Genomic DNA, 22,118 nt, shown 5'->3' on the forward strand with positions numbered 1-22,118 from the left:
GTAGATTCAAAAGCAGTTATTCGATAGCCCCCTGATTTGCTGAAGTCGGCCAGCCCGGATTCTGATAGATAGGAGATAGCGAGATATCACCACCATTGGCAGAGATCATCAGGTGCTGGATACAGATGGGTTGCAAATAATGCGCCATCGCCCAACGGTATCCGTCTTTAGCTACCGAACGGCCTGATATCTCGTAAGGGCGAAGGTATTCGCTCAATGCCGGATCAGACACGTTGGCACTCGGATTATCCAAGCCATATACCAAACGAGTAGAACCGTCCTCATTCTTATACCATTCGTTCATGCCGCCCCACAGACGGAAACCTTCAATATGGTATGGGGTCTTGATCATCTGATCCATTGCACGCCAACGGCACAGATCCATGAAACGCAAACCTTCAGCCATTAGTTCGCAACGACGTTCGCGACGAATATTATACAAAGTCGGATCGATCAAATTTCCGGCAGAATAGGCACCCCAGTCATTCTTTGCCTCTTCACTCATGCGGGTTGCAGCAATCGTTTTATTATAATCGGTATCCATTTTGGCACGGGCACGAATGGCGCGCCAGTAATTCTGAGCTGTTGCATCCAGCGATCCATTCTTCTCATAGCAGGCTTCCATATAATTCAGATATGCTTCCACACCACGGAAAGTAATCGATCCGGTATAGCTGGCGCCGTTGGCACACTGGTTCTGGTAATATGAGTTACCTTTCCGCAAAGCATAACCTGTCGTATAAGTCTTTTCCAAAGAAGATTCCAGGATAGCAGGATTGGGTTCAACCAGTACAGCATGGGTTCCTTCGGTCGATTCGAACAGAACATTCTTTTGTCCCGGTTCCTTCAGGAAGATATTCAGACGGGAGTCGCGCCCAATGCGTACATCGGTAATTGTTTTATCTCCTTTATAACCGGAAGAGGCGTAAATAGGCATACCGTCACTCATCAGGAAGCCATCCACCATACCACGGGTTACCCCTACTCCATAGTCACCATTCTGCGCACCTACCACCACACAATGGGTTTGTCCAAGTCCTTTACTGTATGGACGCCACAATAGAACCTCACTGTAACCGGACAAATCTACATCTCCGAACATATCCATATAAGGGTTTACAGGATCAGCAGCATCTTGTTGCACCAGACCGGTATTCTCCACCAGTGGAGTTGCATCGGCCACCTGCTTGGCTGCATCCATGGCTTGTGTAAGGAAATATTCTATTTCACCATCGATACTACCGGAAGGGAACTGGTAATTTGCATTATACTCTTTATCCTTCCCTGGCCACCCCTGCCCGTTAGGCACAAAGGCAGTACCTTTAAAGTACTTCAACCAGGTCCCTTCGAACAAGGCAACACGCGACTTCAAGAGCAAAGCCGCTTCTTTTGAGATACGGGTCTTGTTCTTATCCGGAGTTGTCGCCATCAGCATAATAGCCGAGTCGAGATCAGAGATAATGAAACGGGCCACTTCATTACGCGGGGAACGCTGACTGGCTTCGATCAGCGGTTCCATCTGGTCGGGCAGCGTATGACGGATAATAGGGAAGTCACCAAACTTCTGGTATCGTTTGAAATATTCGTGAGCACGAAGGAAATAGATCTCTCCTACATAATGGTTGATATTATCAGCACTTCCGGTAATCTTATGTTCTGCCAGCTTTGGCAATACATTATCCAGAAAATAGTTACAACTATATATGCGTTCGAAAAACCAGTTACGTTTATTCTTATCGCCATCTTCCGTCTGAGCGGTTCTCCACTGTCCCGGAACAAACTTGTTATCATACGTTTTCGTTGCCTGGTTGTCGGTATGCTCGTCGGTACCGAACGTTCCGTAACTCCATTCACCATGTGAAGGCAAGATATCCGTATATAAACCATTGGCATAGGTAGCCAGCTGGGATTCTTCATTGAGATATTTATCAGGAGTGATCTGTGACATAGGAGACTGCTCCAGATAGTCGTTACAGGAAGCCAATGTTCCTAACAAAGCGATACCTGCAAATTGTTTGAATAATTTATGTATGTGTTTCATCGTCAATTAGCTATTAAAGAGTAACATTTATACCGAATGAGATCGTTTTTGAAAGCGGGTAAGCATTACCGTTACCTTTCTTCGTGTTATCATTGACCTTACCGCCGTTAATCGTTTCCGGGTCGAACATATTGGCCATACCTGTACCTGTCCAGAGATTTTCACCTGATACGAAAATACGTAGCCTGGAAACATAGAACTTATTCGTCAGGTTTGCCGGTAGCGTATATCCTAACTGAACATTTTTCAAACGGATATAAGAGGCATTCTGCAAATAACGGCTCTGCGTCTTCTGATTCTTTCCTCCGGTATTAAAGATTGGACGCGGATAATAAGCATCCAGGTTTGCAGGAAGATCGTTGGAAGCCTCGGCACGGAAGTAATCAGCATGTTCTTTGAAACCGGCCGACCACCACATATTATCCGTCACACCCCAGAAGTATTCGCTATCTTGCCAGAAGTCACGCTTCATCACTCCCTGAAAGAAAGCACGGAAATCGAATCCTTTATAGTCAGCACCCAAATCGATACCGAACTGGAAACGTGGGGTATTGTTTCCTAATAGCTTATAGTCCCCATGATCGTCGATCGTATTGGCTCCGTTATTAATCTGTCCGTCGCCATTAAGGTCTTTGTACATAATATCACCGGCATCCCAGCTTGTACCCAGAGCTTCCTGTCCACCATTAGGTAGCGTAGCCAGGTGGGCATCCATTTCATCTTTAGTTTTTGCAATACCGATCGTCTCATATCCCCAGATCTCTCCCAATTTCTGTCCTGCACGATACTTATCGAGTGTTCCGGTCGGGTTCGGATAACGGGTGATCTCTGTCTGTGCATCAGACAAAATAAACTTAGCGCTATAACCCAGGCCATTCTTCAGCCGGTCGTTCCAACCGATCTCCAGGTCAAATCCATAAGTTTTCAAGTCTGTATTATTTGTCTTCGGGACATCTGCACCCAGAGATGCCGGTAACTCGGGAGCCGGACCGATCATATCCAACGTCAAACGATTATAATAATCGAACGAACCGGTCAAACGGTTATTCAACAGACCGAAATCAACACCTATATTCCAGTTACGGACACGTTCCCATCCCAATGTAGAACTGATCAGACCCGGTACATAAGCCGCATTCGGCTTGATACCGTTCTGTAGCCATTTACCATCACTCGCTTTTACTTCCAATATTTGATAAGAAGGATACCAGCTTGTTGTATTCTGGTTACCCAATTCCCCATACGAACCACGTAGTTTCAATGTGCCTACATACTCTGCCAACGGCTCCCAGAAACCTTCGCGGGCAATATTCCATCCCAGAGAGAAAGAAGGGAACAGATTCCAACGCTGATCTTTATGGAAACGGGAAGTACCGTCGTAACGAAGGTTCACTTCTGCCAGATACCGGCCTTCGTAATCATAGTTGATACGTCCGAAAAAGCCCGCGGTAGTCCAACGTTGACGGGCACCGTTCACCGACGGAGTTACCAATCCACCGCTATAATCCAGACCGGATGTGAGGTCTACCTCCGGTAAACCAGAGATAATAATACCGTCACGCTGCAAACCGAACTTCGTCTGGCGCATCATTTCCGACTGGAAACCCACCATTGCTTTGAAGTTATGGCCCGACTCCAGATTATAGCTATATTCGGTATAGGCATTCAGGTTCATATAGTTTTCTTTATAATAATCTTCATGAACATTCGAGCCTGTACCATAAATTACCGGATTGCCGTCTACATCATGATTGAATGTTTGCTGCGAGTCCCAGTGACGGTTGGCAGACATGATACGATAGTTGAAGTCGACATGCGTGATCCAGTTCTTCACCGGTTCCAATATCAAAGAAGCCTGCTGATAAATATTATCGGTCTGCGTATAATCGCGTCCTCCGGTAGCCAGCCCCAATGCAGGCGAAGGGGAAGAATAAAGATAACCGTTCGGATCATACAGAGGCAAAACAGGCCAGCCCTGACGTCCGAGGTCAGAATACAAACCATCAGTCAAAGCAGAAGGGCGTCCGTAATCTTCACGGGTGAAACGGGTACTATAATTCAACTTAGCCCAATCGGTCAGGGTAGCATTGATCTTTCCTGTTGCAGTATAACGATCGTATGTATCCTGGTTAAATACCATCAATCCATTCTGATCCAAATAGTTGAACGAGGCATAATAACTTATTTTATCAGAACCTCCGTTGATACTGAAATTATGTTCCTGCGAGAAAGCCCAGTCGCGGTACAAAGCATCATACCAGTCTACATTATCATTACCTTCAGCATAGCCGTCAGCCCAGTACTGCGGGTTATTAGGGTTCGCGATAACAGAATTTGTAATCTTTCCGTCACGATAATCTTTAATACGTTGCAAACGCTCCGGAGTAAAAAATAGTCCGTTACCTGCATTCACATTGGCATCATTGAAATAAGTGGCGAAGGTATAAGAATCCATCATATCGGGAGTTTTTACCGGATCGCTCCAACGAAAACTATTGTTATAATTAATTACCGGTTTACCGCTGCGTCCACTTTTGGTAGTAATGAGTATCACACCGAAAGGTGCACGTGACCCATAGATAGAAGAAGCTGCCGCATCTTTCAGTATGGAAATATTTTCTATATCCTGCGGATTGATGGAATTGATATCACCTTCCATCCCATCGATAAGTACCAACGGACTGCCGCTCGATCCTTCACCGATTGTGGCTGTACCACGTATATTAATATCCGCTTTCGTTTCCAGACTACCTCCGGCAGATGAGATCTGCAGCCCGGGAACCAGACCTTGCAATGCCTGCGTAGCATTCATTACCGGACGTGCTTCCAGTGCTTCGCTATCTACCGTTCCCACAGAACCTGTCAGATTCACTTTCTTCTGGGTACCGAAACCGACGACTACCACTTCATCCAACGCTTGGCTATCTTCCACCAGTCTGATATTAAAAGCTGTTTGATTTCTTACAGGCATCTCCTGAGCAAGATATCCGATATAGGATATTTGCAGGATAGCATCCGACGGGACATCCAGATTGAATTGCCCATCAATGTCTGTCATGGTTCCGATTGTAGTTCCTTTCACAATAACATTTGCCCCGATTACCGGTTCGCCGTTTGTATCCTTAACGACTCCGGAAATCTTTTTACTCTGTTGCGGGTTCGCCGCATCACTTTGCCGAAGGATAGGATCAACTCCGGCAGCATTTCCGTATAATACGGGACAGGCACTTAAAAGCGCGGCTGCCAACACAAAACTGTGTGCTTTCATGCAATACAAATTTAATGGTTTAACATTGCGGTTCATTTTCTTCCGCAAATGTGACCATTAACAGAACAAGTGTAGTCTACACATGATTACAAAAAGTCTGTAAACAAGCACAATACCTATTTACAGACATCTTTAATCTATAATTCGTCCTCTCCGGCAACCTCCGGATGATAACGTTCCATATACTCGGAGGGAAGCATACCGAACTCCTTCCGGAAACAGGCGCTAAAGTATTTCGGATCGTTAAATCCGACAGCGTATGCCAGTTCGGAAATGCGTACCCGCTTCTTCTCTTCGATAATCTGACAAGCTGCTTTCAAACGGATATTACGGATAAATGCAGAAGTATTCAGCCCGGTAAGCGATTTAAGTTTCTTGTAAAGAGTAGACTTACTGGTAGCCATTTCTTCCATGAATTGCTGCTGGTCGAATTCCGGGTTATCCAGATGCTTCTGTACACAATTGATTGCCCGCTGTAGGAAATCTTCATCCAAACTGGTGTAATTCAATTCCTGAGCTTCAAAGACAAGCTGCTTCTTAAAGTCACGGGCTGTACGTTCCTTCCCCCTCAGCAGGTTCCTTATACGAGCATGGAGCAACGAGAGGTTAAAAGGTTTGCTTAGGAAACCGTCGGCACCGGACTCATAGGCTTCAATACGGTCTTCTTCTTTATTTTTGGCAGTAAGCAGGATGATCGGGATATGGCAAATATCCAAATTTCCCTTCACATAACGACACAGTTCTACTCCATTCATCTCCGGCATCATTACATCGGAGACGATCAGGTCGATATCATTCGACTCGATCACCTGAATAGCCTCCTTTCCATTATGTGCCGTATATACAGGGTATTCGCGACCCAAAAGTTTAACCATCAGGGCCAGAAGATCCTCATTATCTTCCACCAATAATAAAGAATACCCGCTTTTCTCTTTCGATACCTCTTCGATATTATCATTATCCGGCAGTAACATTTGACTGTCAGCAGGTGCAATCGCTTCATCAATTTGTTCATCCTTATATGCCGAACGGGATACCGGCAAAATGACAATAAAGGTTGCTCCCTGCCCTTCTTCACTTTCCACACGGATAGTTCCTTTATGTAAAGCAACCAGGTCTTTTACCAGCGAAAGACCGATACCGGTACCTATCGTATTAAAACGCCTGTAATCACCTTCATAGAAACGCTTGAAAAGGTTCTTCATACCTTCTTTGGAAATCCCCTGACCGTTATCCTGTACGGAAAGGGTTACAATATTTTCCTCTTCATCAAGAGATAAGCGAACATCTACGGTGCCTCCTTCCTGATTGTACTTCGAAGCATTGGAAAGCAGGTTGTACAATATCTTATCCAGTTTGTCCGGATCAAAATACCCGATAATCATATCCGGTTGACAAGAAAAACGAAACAACATTCTTTTTTTCTTCATCAAGGGACGGAAAGCTTCCACTTCCTTACGGACAAAAGCAGCCAAGTCGGCCTCGGATACTTTCAGCTTCAGATTGCCTGTCTCAGCCTTCCTGAATTCCAATATTTGTTGCAACAAGCGTATCAGACGATTTATATTATCAGACATTACCTTATAAAAATCATCCAGTTGGGGCGCCTGCATCTTCATTTCATCCAGCGAAGCCGACAGAATAGTAAGAGGTGTCAGGAATTCATGAGTGATATTGGTAAAGAACTGTAACTTTGCATGATTGATCTCCTTGGTCTTAACCAGTTCCATCTTCTGTAACTCCTGCGCCTGTTTCTCACGAATACGTTGTTTCAGAATACGATAAGTGACAAACACGATCGACGATAGTAACAATATATATAATGTATAGGCCCAAGTCGTCTTCCAAGGCGGAGGTAATATACGAATCTGTAATACCCGCTCCTGCTCATTCCACAGTCCATTCTCATTCGAACCTTTCAGATGGAACGTATAAAGACCGCTCTTCAGGTTATTATAGTTGGCAACACGGCTGGATGCACCCGTATATTGCCAGTCAGTATCATACCCTACCAGTTTATAAGCATACTTATTTTTAGAAGGATTGGCATAACTCAAAGAAGAAAACTCTATACTGAAATGATTCCGGTTATAATCGAGAACCAGCTCATCAGCAAAATCGGAAGAGTTGGAAGTTATTTCCTTTCTGACTTCCGGTGAGAATTCATCCAACGGCGTATTAAAGATAGAGATATTGGTGATAGCGACAGGTGGAACCACCTCATCCTCCTTTACTCTCTGAGGATAAAAGCTGGCATAACCGTTGTGCCCCCCGAAATATAACCGTCCATCTTTAGCCTTAGCCACAGCATCCCGGATAAACGAGTTATCAGGCAGCCCATCCGTAGTGGTATAGGTTCGCGACGAAGCCGTTGAAGCATCCGGTGAAACAGTCAGACGAATAAGGCCGGAACCGGTTCCCAACCAAAGATTTCCGCTTTCGTCTTCCTGGATATTGTTTATCACATCTGTCTGTAAGTTATACCGTCTGTTTACCGAGATAAAAGAATCGCTGTCTTTATCATATAAATTCAAACCGCCACCATCAGAGCCAGCCCATAAATTTCCTCGTGAATCTTCATATAAGCATTGGAGCCATTCGTAAATAAGTTTGCCGTTTGCCATATTATACAAATAGAACCGTAACTGATCCGGCCGGGAGACATCTCCGGAAACACGGATAATGCCATGATTACTTCCCAGCCAGATATTTCCGTCCTTTGTCTCTTCAATAGCATAATAACAATGTCTAACCGGAGTACCATCAGGTTCCGTCCGGTAATCACTCAATGAAATCCCGGTACCGTCAGACCGATAAACGGCAAGTCCGCTACGGCAACCTATCCATACATTCTTATACCTGTCTTCCAGCATATTGAAAACAAAACCATCCGGCAACCAGGGAGTATTTCCTTCATTCAAATGCCGTATCTTGTTTCCAGAGGCATCCTTATCATAGATAGTGATGCCACTCCCCCATGTTCCAAACCATATTTCCCGTTCATCCGGACGCTCTATTATGTGGTTGATCGTATATAAATAAGGAGTAGGCTGCCTGAAATCGGGATGATCGATGTAAAAAACCGGCTGCCCGGCATCTTTCTCCTGGATGACCAAGCCGTAACTGCCAACTCCCATCCAGAGAGTTTGCTCACTATCCATAAACAAGCTGCGCACAGAATTACTGAACAGCCTATGCCTGACGGATTCCAGATTATTCTTCTGAAAAGGAGAATGCCGCATATTAATGGAATAAACTCCACCTCCCATCATGCCGAGCCACATAATTCCGGAACGGTCACGAATAATGGCATCCAACTCATTATACGGCAATTTATAGGATTGACTTTCCGGTAAATAATTCACAAATGTGTCTTCTTTAGACTCCAGATCCAGAATACTCAGGCCGCTGCGGGTTCCGATCCAAAGCGTATTGCTTCCGGTTTCTTCTTCTATACAGTAAATAATATTATCGGATAGACTTTGCTTATTATCCGGCCGGTTGAGATACTGTTTCCAGGTTACCGTCTCCGGCGTTTCCGGATTATTCAGTCGGTATAGGCCTCTGTCCCACGTCCCGACCCATAAAGTCTGATAACTGTCTTCGAATAAGACATGGACAGAATTCCGGTCGTCCATCCGAGGATAGCTGATAAAAGCATCCTTATCCGTCTCGTAGCGTAAAAGCCCGACGGCCCATGTTCCGATCCAAAGTCGTCCTCTACTATCTTCCAATATGGATTTAACTCCAACAAGCGGGTTGCCGCTTGTTGATTTATCGTATACGATAAATGAGCCTCTTTCAGGGATATACCTGTACAATCCGTCATCCATACCAATCCAGACATTATTATCTTTCGATACATGTAAAACGGAAACCACTTTATTCTGCAACCGGCTATCCTCTATTTTATGGATTTGTCCGGTTGTCATATCTAATACATTCAAGCCATTATTGGTCCCGATCCAAAGATTATGACTATGATCCTCTGCAATTGATTTGACCTGATTGTCTGCCAATATGCCCGGAGTAAACAGATTATCCTTATAAGTACGGATACGGTATCCGTCGTAACGGCACAATCCTGAATTCGTTGCAATCCAGATATACCCCTTCTGATCCTGTATGATTTGTGTGATCTCTTCCGAAGGTAAATCCTCAAACGAGGATATTCTATCAAAATGAAGGTTCTTAACAGAAACATTATCAGCCAGCAAACGGTCTTGTGTACCCCATAATAGCAACGACATCAACAACAGGTTAAACAGGCAAAAACGTGATGTGTTTTTCATGTGTGTCTTCTTAAATTATTTATGCAAAAGTAATAAAAAAAGAAGCATCATCGCCTTCTTCCGCAATGATGCTTCTTCCTTATTGTATTATCAACAGACAGATCTTCTTTAGAAGCTATACTGAACCGCCAGGTTCATCCGGTTGGCATGACGTGTCTGATCGTTGAAATCCGTGCGCCATCCTCTCAGGTATTCGGCTCCTACCTGCAGATCGGGAGTTATATTCCAGAACAGGTTAGCCACCAGATACTGACCATAACGATATTGTTCCGACGGAGTTGCAGGGTAATCGTTGTCACTGTACAAACGGGATTGGCTGTAAGTACTTGAAACAAATACTTTCGGTGTGATATTATACTGCAAACCGGCATACCATCCCATCATCGGAAGTACCTGCATACGGCCGGCTTTGGCCGGATCGGGAACAATATCCACGTTCAGGTTACTCAAATCGTTCATGTACTGGCTGATACCTTTACCGTAGACACCTTGTCCGTACACCTGTACTTTACTACAAAGATTGAAGGTCGTAGAAAGTAAAACACCCCAGCCGGTTTCCGATTCGGCTTTATTGGCCACCAGGTTATCATACGTCATACTTCTTACGATAGCGGCTGCACGCAAATGGCTTTTTGAGTTCCATCCGTATTGCAGATAAGCCGGGAAGTTAGGCATACGCTGGGAACCGATACTTAAATTATCATTGGTAATTCCGTCTACTACCGGCATTTCCACACCGATACCGGCTTTCCATCCTTTTCCGAAGGCACGTTCGTAACGGAACTGGGTAGCGTGATAGATAGCCATCCCGTTCGGTCCGGCGAAATCGATCGTCGGTGGAATAGCAGCCAGATCCATAAATGAACCGTAGTCATACCCGAGTGTGAAGCCCAATAAAGAAGCATACGCATTTCTCAACTCAAACCCTTTACCGTCACCACGGAAGTTTCCGGCAGTATAAACCACAAAGTCTCCCAGATGCTTGGTATGTCCTACCAATTTCAGGAAGACCGTACTGGTCGTTGCATCCATCTGAAACTGGTTTCTAACATGTGAAGCGCCTTTGTTGGGAATCAGCGCCGGATAGAAATCAATATCCTTGGAAATACCGCCAAAGTCATACTCGGCTGTTGCTTTTACATATCCGCCGATACCTAAAGCGAATCGCCCCTTACGATCGGTCAGCAGGAAACGAGGGATACCCGGTTCATGGAAACGCGGACTCTGTGTTTCGTTCAGTATCCGGATAATTTCATCCCCCGCCTTGTCGCGGGATATAAACATGATGGAATTAGGCTCCTCATCCTTAATGATCACTTTCTGAGCCTGCGCATGGGAGGAGAAAATTCCTAACCCGAGCAAAAGGACTGCTCCTTTAACAAATGCTTTCATAAATGTGTTTTGTTTAGACGTTTTACCAGTAAGGAACAAGCGTTGGTTGAAAAGGTTGTGTTAAAAGGTTGCGTTAACGACTAAAAGTAACTATTTTTGTTGCCTTAATAACAAAATAAAACGAAGATGAAAAAGCTGTTTGCTATATGTTTATTAGTTGCCGGATTATTGACATCCGTTCATTCGCAAGCGCAGGATGTTGAGACACTTGTTCAGATCGATACCGACATGGGAAAGATTAAGGTGAAGTTGTTCAACGACACCCCCCAACACCGGGATAATTTTATCAAAAATGTAAAAGAAAAACGTTACGACGGTCTACTGTTCCACCGTGTGATCAAACAGTTTATGATACAAGGCGGCGACATCAATTCGAAAGATGCACCTATCGAACAACATCTAGGCGACGGCGATCCGGGTTATACGATTCCGGCAGAGATCGTTTATCCGAAATATTTCCACAAACGCGGCATGCTATGTGCAGCCCGTACCAGCGACGACGAAAATCCGGAACGCGCCTCATCAGGCACACAGTTCTATATTGTAACCGGAAAGTTCTACACTGAAATGGAACTGGATAAGATGGAGAAAAGCGACAATAAAACCTTTACCCCCGAAGAACGCCAGGCCTATATGCTTGAAGGCGGGGCTCCCCATCTGGATAACAAATATACCGTCTTCGGTGAAGTTGTTAAAGGAATGAAAGTTGTAGATAAAATCCAGTTTGTCGAAACAAATGAGGACGACAGGCCGTTAAAGAATATAAAGATCAAGACAATGACTATTGTCGATAAATAATCATTAAACAAAATAAGAATGGAAACGCAAGCAAAAGAGACACAGGTGCTGATGAAAACCAGCCTGGGTAACATCAAACTGAAACTATACAACGAAACACCGAAACATCGCGATAACTTTATCAAACTGGTAGAGGACGGAACTTACAACGGCCTGCTTTTCCACCGTGTGATCAAGGACTTCATGGTGCAAGGTGGTGATGTAACCTCAAAAGATGCTCCTATGAATAAACAGCTAGGTGCCGGCGACCTGGGATATACCGTACCGGCCGAATTTGTTTATCCGAAATATTTCCATAAAAAAGGGGCTCTCTCTGCCGCCCGTACCAGTGACGAGGTTAATCCGGAGAAAGAATCTTCTGCTTCCCAGTTCTATATCGTCACCGGAAAGGTTTACAAAGACGCCGAACTGGACCAGATGGAGAAACAAAAAGAAGGTCGTCTGAAACAAGCGATCTTTGCACGCTTGCAAAAAGAAAACAGTGCCAAGATCAAAGCGGCTTACCAAAGTGGCGACAAAGCCGAACTGGCTGTTATCCGCGATACGCTGATCGGCAAGACCGAACTCGAAGCCGAAAAGCGTAAGGATGAAGCCAAGCTGACTCCCGAACAGCGTGAGGCTTACAAAACAATCGGAGGTGTTCCTTTCCTGGATAATGAATATACGGTTTATGGCGAAGTGGTAGAAGGATTGGACATTGTGGATGCCATCCAAGATGTCAAGACCAACCGACAGGACCGTCCGTTGGAAAATGTGGTTATCGAATCAGTGGAAATAATATAAGTAAGCGGTATTCCAATCCGTAGCATATAGTAACACGCCGGTTTCCTTGGGAGGATATTACAGTTTCCTGCTGAAGAAACCGGCGTTTCCTTAGGAGGAAACTACAATTTCCTGCCGAGGGAACTAGAGTTTCCTGCGCAGGGAACTCTAGTTCCCAAAGCAAGAAACTACGAGGAAACTGTAATCAATTATGTCTTAGCCGCATAACCTATTTTCGCCAATTCACTAATCCGACATTAAACAGACTAATATTCGACAGAATTACATGATACAACTCTCTGCTTACAAAGAACATTATAAAGAAACGATACGCCTGGGTGTTCCGATCATGTTGGGACAGTTGGGCATTATCATTGTCGGGTTTGCCGACAACATCATGGTGGGACATCACAGCACCAACGAACTGGCTGCCGCCTCATTCGTCAATAATTTCTTCAATCTGGCTTTTATCTTCGGGATGGGTTTCTCATACGGTCTCACTCCTATTATCGGCGGACTTCATGCCAACAAGGAATATCACCAAGCCGGCGAGACACTGAAGAACAGCCTTTTTATTAACTTCATCGTCGGTGTCCTGTTGAGTTGTCTGATGCTTCTTCTCTTACTGAATATCGATATACTGAAACAGCCGGAAGAGTTGATGCCGTATATCGTTCCTTATTATATCCTGCAACTATTCTCAGTAATATTCGCCATGCTGTTCAATTCTTTCAAGCAGTTCAGCGACGGTACGACCGATACGGTTACGCCGATGTGGATCATGCTGGGGGCGAATGTGCTGAATATCATCGGTAATTATTTCCTTATTTATGGTAAATGCGGTGTACCCGAACTGGGGCTGACAGGGGCCGGTATTTCTACGCTCGTCAGCCGCATCCTGACTTTTGTTGTTTTCTTTATTTTATTTACCCAGAGGGAAAAATACAAAGAATATCTGAAAGGTTTCAAAGAGGGTCTTGTCAACCGGCTGAATCTCTCTAAGCTGATACGTTTAGGCTTTCCGGTCGGGTTGTTGATGGGAGTTGAAACAGGGTCGTTCAGCCTAAGTGTTATTATGATGGGCTGGATAGGAAGTACGGCGTTGGCAGCGCATCAGGTATTGGGGGTTATCACCACGCTGGGATTTATGGTTTACTATGGAATAGCGGCAGCTGTTACGATACGGGTCAGCGTATTTAAAGGGTATAGCGATTGGCTGAATATCCGTCAGGCTTCCTTTGCCGGGCTGCATCTGATTATGGGGGTTGCCGTTCTGTTCGTTTCATTTATCATGTTATTCCATAAGAATATGGGGTATTTGTTTACGCCGGAGCATGATGTGGTGGCGATGGTGGCGTTGCTGTCGTGGTCGGTCGTTCTTTATCAGTTCGGCGACGGACTGCAAATTTTGTTTGCCAACGCCTTGCGCGGCATATCCGATGTGAAATATATGGCTTACTGCGCTTTTATCTGCCACTTCGGGTTGGCACTGCCGATCGGGTATGTCTGCGGATTTGTTTTCGATTGGGGAGCGATCGGTATCTGGTGTGGTTTTCCGATCAGCCTGACAACGTTAGGTATATTGCTTTGGAGGAGATTCGATAAATTATATTATCTTTGCGCCTTCACTAAATCAGATTCCAGTTTTCACAATGCAAATACGAATTAATAAATACATTAGCGAAAGCGGATTCTGTTCGCGACGAGAAGCCGACAAATATATCGAGCAAGGTGCCGTTACCCTTGACGGGAAAAGGGTAGAAATGGGAGCTCAGGTCTCTCCCGGACAAGTGGTGAGAGTATTCGGCGAGATCATCAGCGGTAAAGCTGAATCTATTATCATCGTTTACAACAAACCGGTAGGCATTGTCAGCACAACCGATCCGGCTGAACGCGACAACGTAATAAATGCTATCGGGCATTCCGAACGCATCTTCCCCATCGGTCGCCTGGACAAAGATTCTCAGGGGTTGTTATTGCTTACCAATGAAGGGGATATAGTCAACAAGATACTCCGCGTCAACAACAATCATGATAAAGAATATTTCGTAACGGTAGATAAACCGGTTACGGCTGATTTTATCAAGCGTATGCAGGGAGGCATTCCCATTTTAGGAGTCGTCACCCGTAAATGCGAGATTACCCAGAAGGGAATAAACTCGTTTAATATCGTTTTACGCCAGGGACTCAACCGGCAGATTCGCCGTATGTGCGAGTATTTAGGCTATAATGTCACGAAACTGCAACGCACCCGTATCATGCACATCTACCTGGACAACCTGAAAATCGGGCAATATCGCAACCTCAATCCCGAAGAGTCCGAAACATTGTACAAGAAGATTGCCAACTCAGTGAAAACAGAAGAGGCCTCAGCTAAGAAAGGTAAACCTGCCGGGAAAAGCAGTACTGCTCCTAAAAACAGTACGGTTGCCAAAAGTCAACAGGCCAAGTCTTCCCCCGCTAAAAAAGAACGGTCAGCATCGGGTAGCAACTTCAAATCGGCTAAGCCGGCAGCCGGCAGAAAAACGTCTTACAACCCTAAGAGCAAGACGCAAAGACGCTCCAGGTAAGCATGTGAGAGTTATTCAATAGAGAGAAAAAAAGGTGAATGGTTATGCAAACCATTCACCTTTTTAATAACCATTCACCCACGCCATACGCGCTGTTTTATTAATTCTTCTTCAACCACTGATCCAGCCATTCGAAGAAAGTACGTTGCCACAATACTCCGTTCTGCGGTTTCAAAACCCAATGATTTTCATCCGGGTAGATCAACAGTTCGGCAGGAACACCGCGAAGTACGGCAGCATTGAAAGCAGCCATTCCCTGACCGGCAAGGATACGGTAATCCTTTTCCCCGTGAATACACAGGATGGGAGTATCCCATTTGTCTACAAACAGGTGCGGAGAGTTAGCAAATGTACGTTGAGCTACCGGATTGTTCTTTTCCCAGTAAGCACCACCCATATCCCAGTTGGCGAACCACATTTCTTCTGTTTCCAGATATTGCATTTCCATATTGAAGATACCGTCATGAGCAATAAAAGCTTTGAAGCGTTTATCATGATGACCGGCCAACCAGTAAACGGAGAAGCCGCCGAAACTGGCACCCACACATCCCAGACGATCTTTATCTACATAGGGTTCTTTTGCCATCTCGTCAATTGCTGTGAAATAATCTTTCATACACTGACCACCGTAATCGCCACTGATAGCTTCATTCCACTCTTTTCCGAAGCCAGGCAAACCACGACGGTTGGGAGCTACGATTATATAATCGTTGGCAGCCATAATCTGGAAGTTCCAACGGTAAGACCAGAACTGGCTAACCGGACTCTGAGGACCACCCTGGCAGAACAATAAAGTAGGATATTTTTTATTCGGGTCGAAATTGACAGGATAGATCACCCAGGTAAGCATTTCCTTGCCATCGGTAGTTTTCATCCAACGTTCTTCCACCTTACCCATTGTGAGCTGATCGTAAATATACTGGTTTTCAGTGGTCAACTGAGCAACAGCATGATCGCCTGCCAGATCGATAGCATAGATTTCATCACCCATACTCATAGAATGACGTTTTGCCAGCAATTTGTTATCGCCACACAAAGTCACACCCTCGTAATCATACATTCCACTTGTCAACGGAGTGAGTGTATTACCGGTTGTCAGGTCTATTTGGTATACCTGGCTCTCACCATGCCATACGCCTGTAAAATACAACTTCTGAGCATCTTTGCTCCAGCAGAACCCATCGACACTGGAATCGAAGTCTTTACTTACGAAAGTCTTCTCACCCGTTTCAAGATTCATTACCATCAAACGGTTCTGATCAGATTCATAACCGTCATGTTCCATACTCAACCAGGCAATACTTTTACCGTCAGGAGAGTATTGCGGATTAGTATCATATCCCATCATACCTTCACTGATATTTACCGTCTGCTTCGTATTCAGATCATACACATAAATATCCGAGTTAGTAGAAAGACTGTATTCTTTTCCTGTTTTCTTACGGCTTGTATAAGCGACTTTGTCAGAAGTTGTATTCCATGCCAGTTGTTCGATACCGCCAAAAGGCTTCAACGGAGATTCGAACAGTTCACCTTCCATCACATCGACAGGATTACTTATTTTGCTTCCATCGAAGTCGGCAACGAAAGGATGCGGAGCGGTTGTCACCCATTCATCCCAATGCTTATACATCAGGTCTGTAACAATTATACCTGTTGCCTTATCCAGATCCGGGTACTTGTCGGCAGTACTCGGAACAGTCTTTACTTGCGAAATAAAAAGAACTTTCTTTTCGTCCGGCGAGAAAGCAAATCCTTCGATATCGCCATCATAGTCGGACAGTTGCTTACGACCGGTTCCGTCCGGATTCATTTCCCAGAGTTGGCTGCTACCGCTTTCACCCGAAAGGAAAGCGATCTTTGTTCCTCCTTTAATCCAGGTTGCTTCATTTTCCGAGAAAGGAGTGTGAGTGATCTGCTTGTTGTCAGATCCGTCGGCGTTCATTACAAATACTTCCCGGTTACTAGTGTTCAACGGAACACTGTAATAGGCAACCGTATAAACGACTTTTTGTCCGTCCGGAGATACGTTCATCCCTCCGATACGGCCCATAGCCCAAAGAGCCTCAGGCGTCATTCGTCCGTCGGTAATCTTGATTTCCGAGCGTCCGATAACGGGTCTTGTGTCCTCTGCTTTTTTAGCATCTTGGTTACAAGCACCTAGTAATACGGATGTTGCCATAACCATTGTTGCAATAGATTTATTCATGTACATTATAATATATTATATTCTGTGTGCGAAATTAGTAAATATAATTTATATCTTTGCACAAGTAATTTAAGAACTGAACAGTATGAACAAGATTTGGTTATTTGGAGCCGCTATAAGTATGGTATTAGCATTCGGCTCATGTAAACCTAAACAGAGTGCTTATAAGGCTGCTTACGAACAAGCCAAAGAAAAAGAATCTACAGCTCCTGTTGAGGTAGTAGAACAAGAAGAAGAGGTGGTAGAGGAAGTCGCTCCGGTTTCCAAACCCAGAACTTCAACTGCAACAACACGTGCGGAAAGAATTAATGCTGCACAAGGTGAAGATGCAAGCCGTCTGAAACGTTACAGTGTAGTAATCGGTAGCTTCAAAAACAAAACAAATGCTTACGCCCTGAAAGAACGTATGCAGAATGATGGCTACAATGCAGTGTTAGGTGAAAACGAACAAGGTATGTTGCGTGTAATCGTTGCCAGCTTCAATGATAAAGCCGATGCAGCCGACAGCCGCGACGCTATTAAATCTAAATATGCTCCTAACTTCCAGGATGCATGGTTGCTGGAAAGACAGTATTGATTGGATGATTAATAGAAGATTTATATATAAGTAAATTACTTATTATCAATAATCAGAAAAGGGATATTCGTTACCGGATAATCCCTTTTCATGTATTAAGACCTCTAGTCTTTCTTTTTTGTATATTTAACCGTTAAAGCTAGTATGATGTTAAAGACTTTTTTGAAATCGACCATCCCATTGTTTCCGCTATTATCCTTCTTCGGATTCTGGTTTTTCACAGGCATATTATATAAAGATATGTTTTATATGGCGGAACAACATAGTTTATTTGTTTTTGACCGCCAGGTTATGCAGTTTATCCTGAACCAACCGTTTGGTGAAGCGCTTTGTATAGGACGTTTCCTGCTGTTATCCTTTCATGAACCCATACTGGGTGGAATGTTACTCTCATTGATCCTGACCGCTACGGTAGGTCTGCTTAAATATATCTTCTCTTTACAAGGGAAATGGGAATGGCTTTCCCTCCTACCCTCCATTCTGGTTATATGGTATTTAGTTCAGAAAGGCTCGAATCTTTATTACCAACAAGAACCTTCGGTTGTCTTTCTATGGCCGATTGCCTTATTATTATGTACCGGAGTTATCGCAATTTTAAAAAGATGCTTTTTCAAAAAAGAGAAACAAAAAATAACTCCTTCAAATCGTTTCTCATGGGGAATCTCTGTTCTCTTGTTCGCCACACTCTATATTTATAGCTGGACTGGCAAAGAAAATGAACGTTTAACAGCTACATCACAGCGTCTTATGCAAGAACAAGACTGGAATAGTATGATCGAAATAACACAAAAAGCCAAGCATCCAACCCGTAGCGTTGCCGCTTATCATGCCATTGCTCTCCTTCAGACCAACCAGCTACTAACCCGTTTATTCGAGATCCCTTATCAGTATCCGGATCCGGGATTAATTAATCGCGGTGGCCAGCCGGATGACGGAACCGACCTATATCTGGCCGATTGTTGCTTCGCGACCGGACTGCTCTATCAGGCCTATCATCAGGCAATGGAACGAATGGTTATCGACGGCCCGAATTGCTATACATTGAAACAACTGTTCTTTTGTTCATTACTGAATGAGGAATATGTGCTGGCTAACAAATATTTATATCTACTGATGCAAGTTCCCACCGAAAGAGGGTTTGTACACAAATATATGCCTCTGGTCGCTAACCCTGAGAAGATCATGACTCATCCTTATTTTAATAAAATATTGGAATTGGTTCCTATGGAAGATCACTTCGAGCAGGAATACCGCTCACCGGTTTTTGTAGGATATAACGTACAGATAACGAACGCACGGAATTTACAGGCATTCGAAGTATCATTGGCGGCTTGCTTATACACAAAAATATTACCGGAAACTTTCAACCGGACTCGCCCTTATGCAGGAAAACAATTACCTCCCCTGGTTGAACAGGCAATCGTCTTATATAGCCTGACCAGCAATGCTGATATTCTGAAATATTTCAAAATCAATCCGCAAACGACAAGCCGGGTAAAAGAGTTTGTTACCCGCTACGTCAGGAATGGTTCTGTCGACCCGGATAACTTTGAAGAGTTAAGAAAGGAATATAGTAACTTCTATCCTTATTACTTTTATTGCGAAAATATAATTAATGAAGCTGAGATGGCTAAATATCAATCATTAATGAAAGGAGGCGTCAACTAATGAAAAAACAAATAATATACATACTGAATCTGACGTTGGCATTGCATCTTTGCCTGTTTACTGCCTGTTCGTCAAAACCCGGAGTACCTGCTGCCTATACAGATGCACAGCAATCGGTATCTATCTATCCAGACTATAAAGATATCATCATTCCTCCTAATATAGCTCCGCTTAATTTTCTGGTACGTTCTCCCGGTAAAGAGTTCGTTGCGGTTTTAGCCGGGAAACATTCACAGTTGGAAGTATCTTCTTCCGGAACGTCTTCAATCTGTTTTAAAGAACCAGACTGGCTGGATTTTATTCGCAAGCATACAGGAGAGCCACTGAAAATGACAATCTATGCAAATACCGGGAAAGAATGGGTACGCTATCCATCCTATACAATCGGGATCGCCGACGAAAATATCGATCCTTACATTTCTTATCGTCTGATCGAACCGGGATATTCGCTTTATCGCCAATTGGGATTATATCAACGCAACCTGACAACATTTGAGGAACAGCCTATTTACGAAAATAATCGTACGTTCGATTTCCATGAGAATCATTGCGTAAACTGCCACAACTATCAGAATTACAGTACACGGAACATGCTTTTTCATGTCCGGACGAATCATAGCGGAACAATTATTGCACGTGGAGAAAAAATCGAGAAGGTCGATTTCCGTCATGATTCGATTCTCGGTGGGGCTGTCTATCCGTCCTGGCACCCGAATAGAGATTGGATCGTGTTCTCCTCTAATAAAACCGGACAGGCTTTCCATACGATGAACCGGGAGAAGGTTGAAGTGATAGACCAGGCTTCGGATATTATATTTTATGATATTGAACAAAAGAAAGTCAGGAATATATTCAAAACAGACAGTTTGCTGGAAACATTTCCTTGTTGGTCACCAGACGGCAACCGGATTTATTATTGTGTAGCCGACCTGAATACCTTACGTTCAGATTCCGGGGCGATAACGATTGCTGATTTTCTACGTAAATACGATCGTTTACATTACAATATAATGAGCTTGCCCTTCGATTCCTCTTCCTGTAGTTTCGGTGAACCGGTAATAGAAGTGGATTGCTCTGCACGCGGACAAAGTGCATCCGTTCCCCGCATAAGTCCGGACGGACGGTTCCTGCTTTTCACTCAAGGCAATTATGGACAATTCCATATCTGGCATAAAAGTGCTGATCTATATGTAAAGAATTTAGAGAACGATTCCATATACCCTTTAGATGAAGCAAACAGCAAAGACGCCGACAGTTATCATAGCTGGAGCAGCAACGGCCGATGGATCGTTTTCAGTTCGCGCAGGGACGATGGCTCTTATACTCGTTTGTACATTACTTACTTCGATAAGGAGGGACAAGCCCACAAGGCATTTCTGTTACCTCAACAAAGCCCGGAACAAAATATGACCTTACTGAAAAGTTATAACGTGCCGGAACTGACAACAGACAAGATTAATATAATGCCGGACACCTTTAAGAAAATAATATACCAAGTTCAGGCAGAATCCGTCACTTACCATTAAATATAAAAGGCCCGGAGGATACCGGACCTTTCTTACCAACCTAAATTAAAAACCTAAAACTAACCATCTTTTTGCCTTAAAACATAAACGTAAACCTATACATAATTATCTAGCATTGAAACATCCATAATTTATTCGTATGCAGGCCATGCTCCCTGGTTGGAACAAACAAACGCTGCAATCTTCACGGCATACCGATGTGCCTCACTCAGTTTCACCCCATTTAACAGAGACATTATCAGGGCAGCCGAAAATGCATCACCCGCTCCTACCGTATCGATCACTTCCACTTTCGGGGTCTGTAACGTTGAAACTTCTTCCGGTGTGTAAACCGTACTGTATGAAGCACCGGCAGTCAGTACCACCATTCTTAAGTTATAATTCTTCATAAACCAGGTAGCGATCTTCTCTTCAGAACCTGTTAAGTCAAATAACTCTTTCAGTCGAAGTAGCTCCTCGTCATTCATCTTCAACACATTCGCCAGATAAAGCGATTCCTCTATCAATACTTTATCATAATAGTGCTGACGCAAATTAATATCAAACAAACGATAAGCCGTGTCCGGAGCAAAAGAAAGAATTGCCTGAATAGCATCACGCGATTGTAAGGAACGCTGTCCTAATGTCCCGAAACAGATAGCATCTACACGTTCTGCCAGATCGACAGCAACCGATGTTGGCGATATATGATCCCATGCAACCCTTTCAGTAATCGTGTATTCGGGAATCCCGTCCTCTTTCAATTCAACATTGACTGTCCCGGTAGGATAAGGAACTTTATCTATCAAATACCGAATGGAATTTTTATCCAGTTCGTTCAATATCTCACGTCCGTTATCATCGTCACCAATGGCACTGATAGCATATCCCTCCGCTCCCAGACGGGAAGCATGGTAAACAAAATTGATCGGCGCACCACCTGCTGTCTTTCCTGTAGGAAGTAAGTCCCAAAGGAGCTCACCTATACCGACTACAACCGGCTTTCTATTTTGTCGTTTCATTTGTTCCATTGTGC

Annotated in this window: 13 protein-coding genes; 7 read left to right on the top strand and 6 right to left on the bottom strand. The window is 44.1% G+C overall.

The genetic code is table 11. The features are described from left to right. Positions 1 to 16: 16 nt before the first annotated feature. The 4 genes from BQ7394_RS07525 to BQ7394_RS07540 form a co-directional block, all read right to left on the bottom strand. Positions 17 to 2,041 (bottom strand): RagB/SusD family nutrient uptake outer membrane protein, encoded by a 2,025-nt coding sequence (locus BQ7394_RS07525; RefSeq protein ID WP_075556789.1) that lies wholly within the window; start codon positions 2,039 to 2,041, stop codon positions 17 to 19. 13 nt (positions 2,042 to 2,054) lie between these two features. Continuing rightward, complete coding sequence (locus tag BQ7394_RS07530) at positions 2,055 to 5,309, bottom strand: SusC/RagA family TonB-linked outer membrane protein (protein ID WP_082211759.1); 3,255 nt, start codon at positions 5,307 to 5,309, stop codon at positions 2,055 to 2,057. A gap of 137 nt (positions 5,310 to 5,446) precedes the next feature. Continuing rightward, positions 5,447 to 9,601, bottom strand: coding sequence for a hybrid sensor histidine kinase/response regulator transcription factor (locus BQ7394_RS07535; RefSeq protein WP_075556791.1), 4,155 nt, complete (start codon positions 9,599 to 9,601; stop codon positions 5,447 to 5,449). Positions 9,602 to 9,709: 108 nt separating this feature from the next. Further along, entirely contained in the window at positions 9,710 to 10,993 is a 1,284-nt protein-coding gene (locus tag BQ7394_RS07540) for a DcaP family trimeric outer membrane transporter (RefSeq protein WP_075556792.1), read from the bottom strand. 126 nt (positions 10,994 to 11,119) lie between these two features. Between BQ7394_RS07540 and BQ7394_RS07545 the strand changes: the two genes are divergently transcribed. From BQ7394_RS07545 to rluF, 4 genes are all read left to right on the top strand, one after another. Further along, positions 11,120 to 11,791: a peptidylprolyl isomerase gene (locus tag BQ7394_RS07545; RefSeq protein WP_075556793.1), complete on the top strand. Its 672-nt coding sequence runs from the start codon at positions 11,120 to 11,122 to the stop codon at positions 11,789 to 11,791. A gap of 18 nt (positions 11,792 to 11,809) precedes the next feature. Then, entirely contained in the window at positions 11,810 to 12,574 is a 765-nt protein-coding gene (locus BQ7394_RS07550; protein ID WP_075556794.1) for a peptidylprolyl isomerase, read from the top strand. A gap of 265 nt (positions 12,575 to 12,839) precedes the next feature. Next, positions 12,840 to 14,222, top strand: coding sequence for an MATE family efflux transporter (locus tag BQ7394_RS07555; RefSeq protein WP_075556795.1), 1,383 nt, complete (start codon positions 12,840 to 12,842; stop codon positions 14,220 to 14,222). After that, positions 14,206 to 15,123, top strand: a complete 918-nt coding sequence (gene rluF, locus BQ7394_RS07560) for a 23S rRNA pseudouridine(2604) synthase RluF (protein ID WP_075556796.1) — start codon at positions 14,206 to 14,208, stop codon at positions 15,121 to 15,123. The genes BQ7394_RS07555 and rluF overlap by 17 nt, the downstream gene beginning before the upstream one ends. A gap of 100 nt (positions 15,124 to 15,223) precedes the next feature. Here rluF and BQ7394_RS07565 read toward each other — a convergent pair whose 3' ends face one another. Next, positions 15,224 to 17,332, bottom strand: coding sequence for a dipeptidyl-peptidase Dpp5 (locus BQ7394_RS07565; protein WP_207213402.1), 2,109 nt, complete (start codon positions 17,330 to 17,332; stop codon positions 15,224 to 15,226). Positions 17,333 to 17,417: 85 nt separating this feature from the next. Between BQ7394_RS07565 and BQ7394_RS07570 the strand changes: the two genes are divergently transcribed. The 3 genes from BQ7394_RS07570 (at position 17,418) to BQ7394_RS07580 (ending at position 21,103) form a co-directional block, all read left to right on the top strand. Beyond that, complete coding sequence (locus tag BQ7394_RS07570) at positions 17,418 to 17,909, top strand: SPOR domain-containing protein (RefSeq protein ID WP_075556798.1); 492 nt, start codon at positions 17,418 to 17,420, stop codon at positions 17,907 to 17,909. Between the two features lie 147 nt (positions 17,910 to 18,056). Further along, a complete protein-coding gene (locus tag BQ7394_RS07575) occupies positions 18,057 to 19,577 on the top strand; it encodes a DUF6057 family protein (RefSeq protein ID WP_235848687.1) in 1,521 nt (506 codons plus the stop codon). Continuing rightward, entirely contained in the window at positions 19,577 to 21,103 is a 1,527-nt protein-coding gene (locus BQ7394_RS07580) for a TolB family protein (RefSeq protein WP_075556800.1), read from the top strand. The genes BQ7394_RS07575 and BQ7394_RS07580 overlap by 1 nt, the downstream gene beginning before the upstream one ends. Before the next feature lie 131 nt (positions 21,104 to 21,234). Here the strand turns inward: BQ7394_RS07580 and BQ7394_RS07585 are convergent, their stop codons facing one another. Beyond that, positions 21,235 to 22,113, bottom strand: coding sequence for a carbohydrate kinase family protein (locus BQ7394_RS07585; RefSeq protein WP_075556801.1), 879 nt, complete (start codon positions 22,111 to 22,113; stop codon positions 21,235 to 21,237). Positions 22,114 to 22,118: the final 5 nt, after the last annotated feature.

It is taken from the genome of Parabacteroides timonensis, assembly GCF_900128505.1.
GTDB classification, from domain to species: domain Bacteria; phylum Bacteroidota; class Bacteroidia; order Bacteroidales; family Tannerellaceae; genus Parabacteroides; species Parabacteroides timonensis.

Excerpts from the sequence above, each read along its gene's own strand:
- BQ7394_RS07570 (WP_075556798.1), top strand. The coding sequence starts at position 17,418 with ATGAACAAGATTTGGTTATTTGGAGCCGCTATAAGTATGGTATTAGCA.
- BQ7394_RS07540 (WP_075556792.1), bottom strand. The coding sequence starts at position 10,993 with ATGAAAGCATTTGTTAAAGGAGCAGTCCTTTTGCTCGGGTTAGGAATT.
- BQ7394_RS07550 (WP_075556794.1), top strand. The coding sequence starts at position 11,810 with ATGGAAACGCAAGCAAAAGAGACACAGGTGCTGATGAAAACCAGCCTG.
- BQ7394_RS07535 (WP_075556791.1), bottom strand. The coding sequence starts at position 9,601 with ATGAAAAACACATCACGTTTTTGCCTGTTTAACCTGTTGTTGATGTCG.
- BQ7394_RS07545 (WP_075556793.1), top strand. The coding sequence starts at position 11,120 with ATGAAAAAGCTGTTTGCTATATGTTTATTAGTTGCCGGATTATTGACA.
- BQ7394_RS07530 (WP_082211759.1), bottom strand. The coding sequence starts at position 5,309 with ATGAAAGCACACAGTTTTGTGTTGGCAGCCGCGCTTTTAAGTGCCTGT.
- BQ7394_RS07565 (WP_207213402.1), bottom strand. The coding sequence starts at position 17,332 with ATGAATAAATCTATTGCAACAATGGTTATGGCAACATCCGTATTACTA.
- BQ7394_RS07575 (WP_235848687.1), top strand. The coding sequence starts at position 18,057 with ATGTTAAAGACTTTTTTGAAATCGACCATCCCATTGTTTCCGCTATTA.
- BQ7394_RS07555 (WP_075556795.1), top strand. The coding sequence starts at position 12,840 with ATGATACAACTCTCTGCTTACAAAGAACATTATAAAGAAACGATACGC.
- BQ7394_RS07580 (WP_075556800.1), top strand. The coding sequence starts at position 19,577 with ATGAAAAAACAAATAATATACATACTGAATCTGACGTTGGCATTGCAT.
- rluF (WP_075556796.1), top strand. The coding sequence starts at position 14,206 with ATGCAAATACGAATTAATAAATACATTAGCGAAAGCGGATTCTGTTCG.
- BQ7394_RS07525 (WP_075556789.1), bottom strand. The coding sequence starts at position 2,041 with ATGAAACACATACATAAATTATTCAAACAATTTGCAGGTATCGCTTTG.
- BQ7394_RS07585 (WP_075556801.1), bottom strand. The coding sequence starts at position 22,113 with ATGGAACAAATGAAACGACAAAATAGAAAGCCGGTTGTAGTCGGTATA.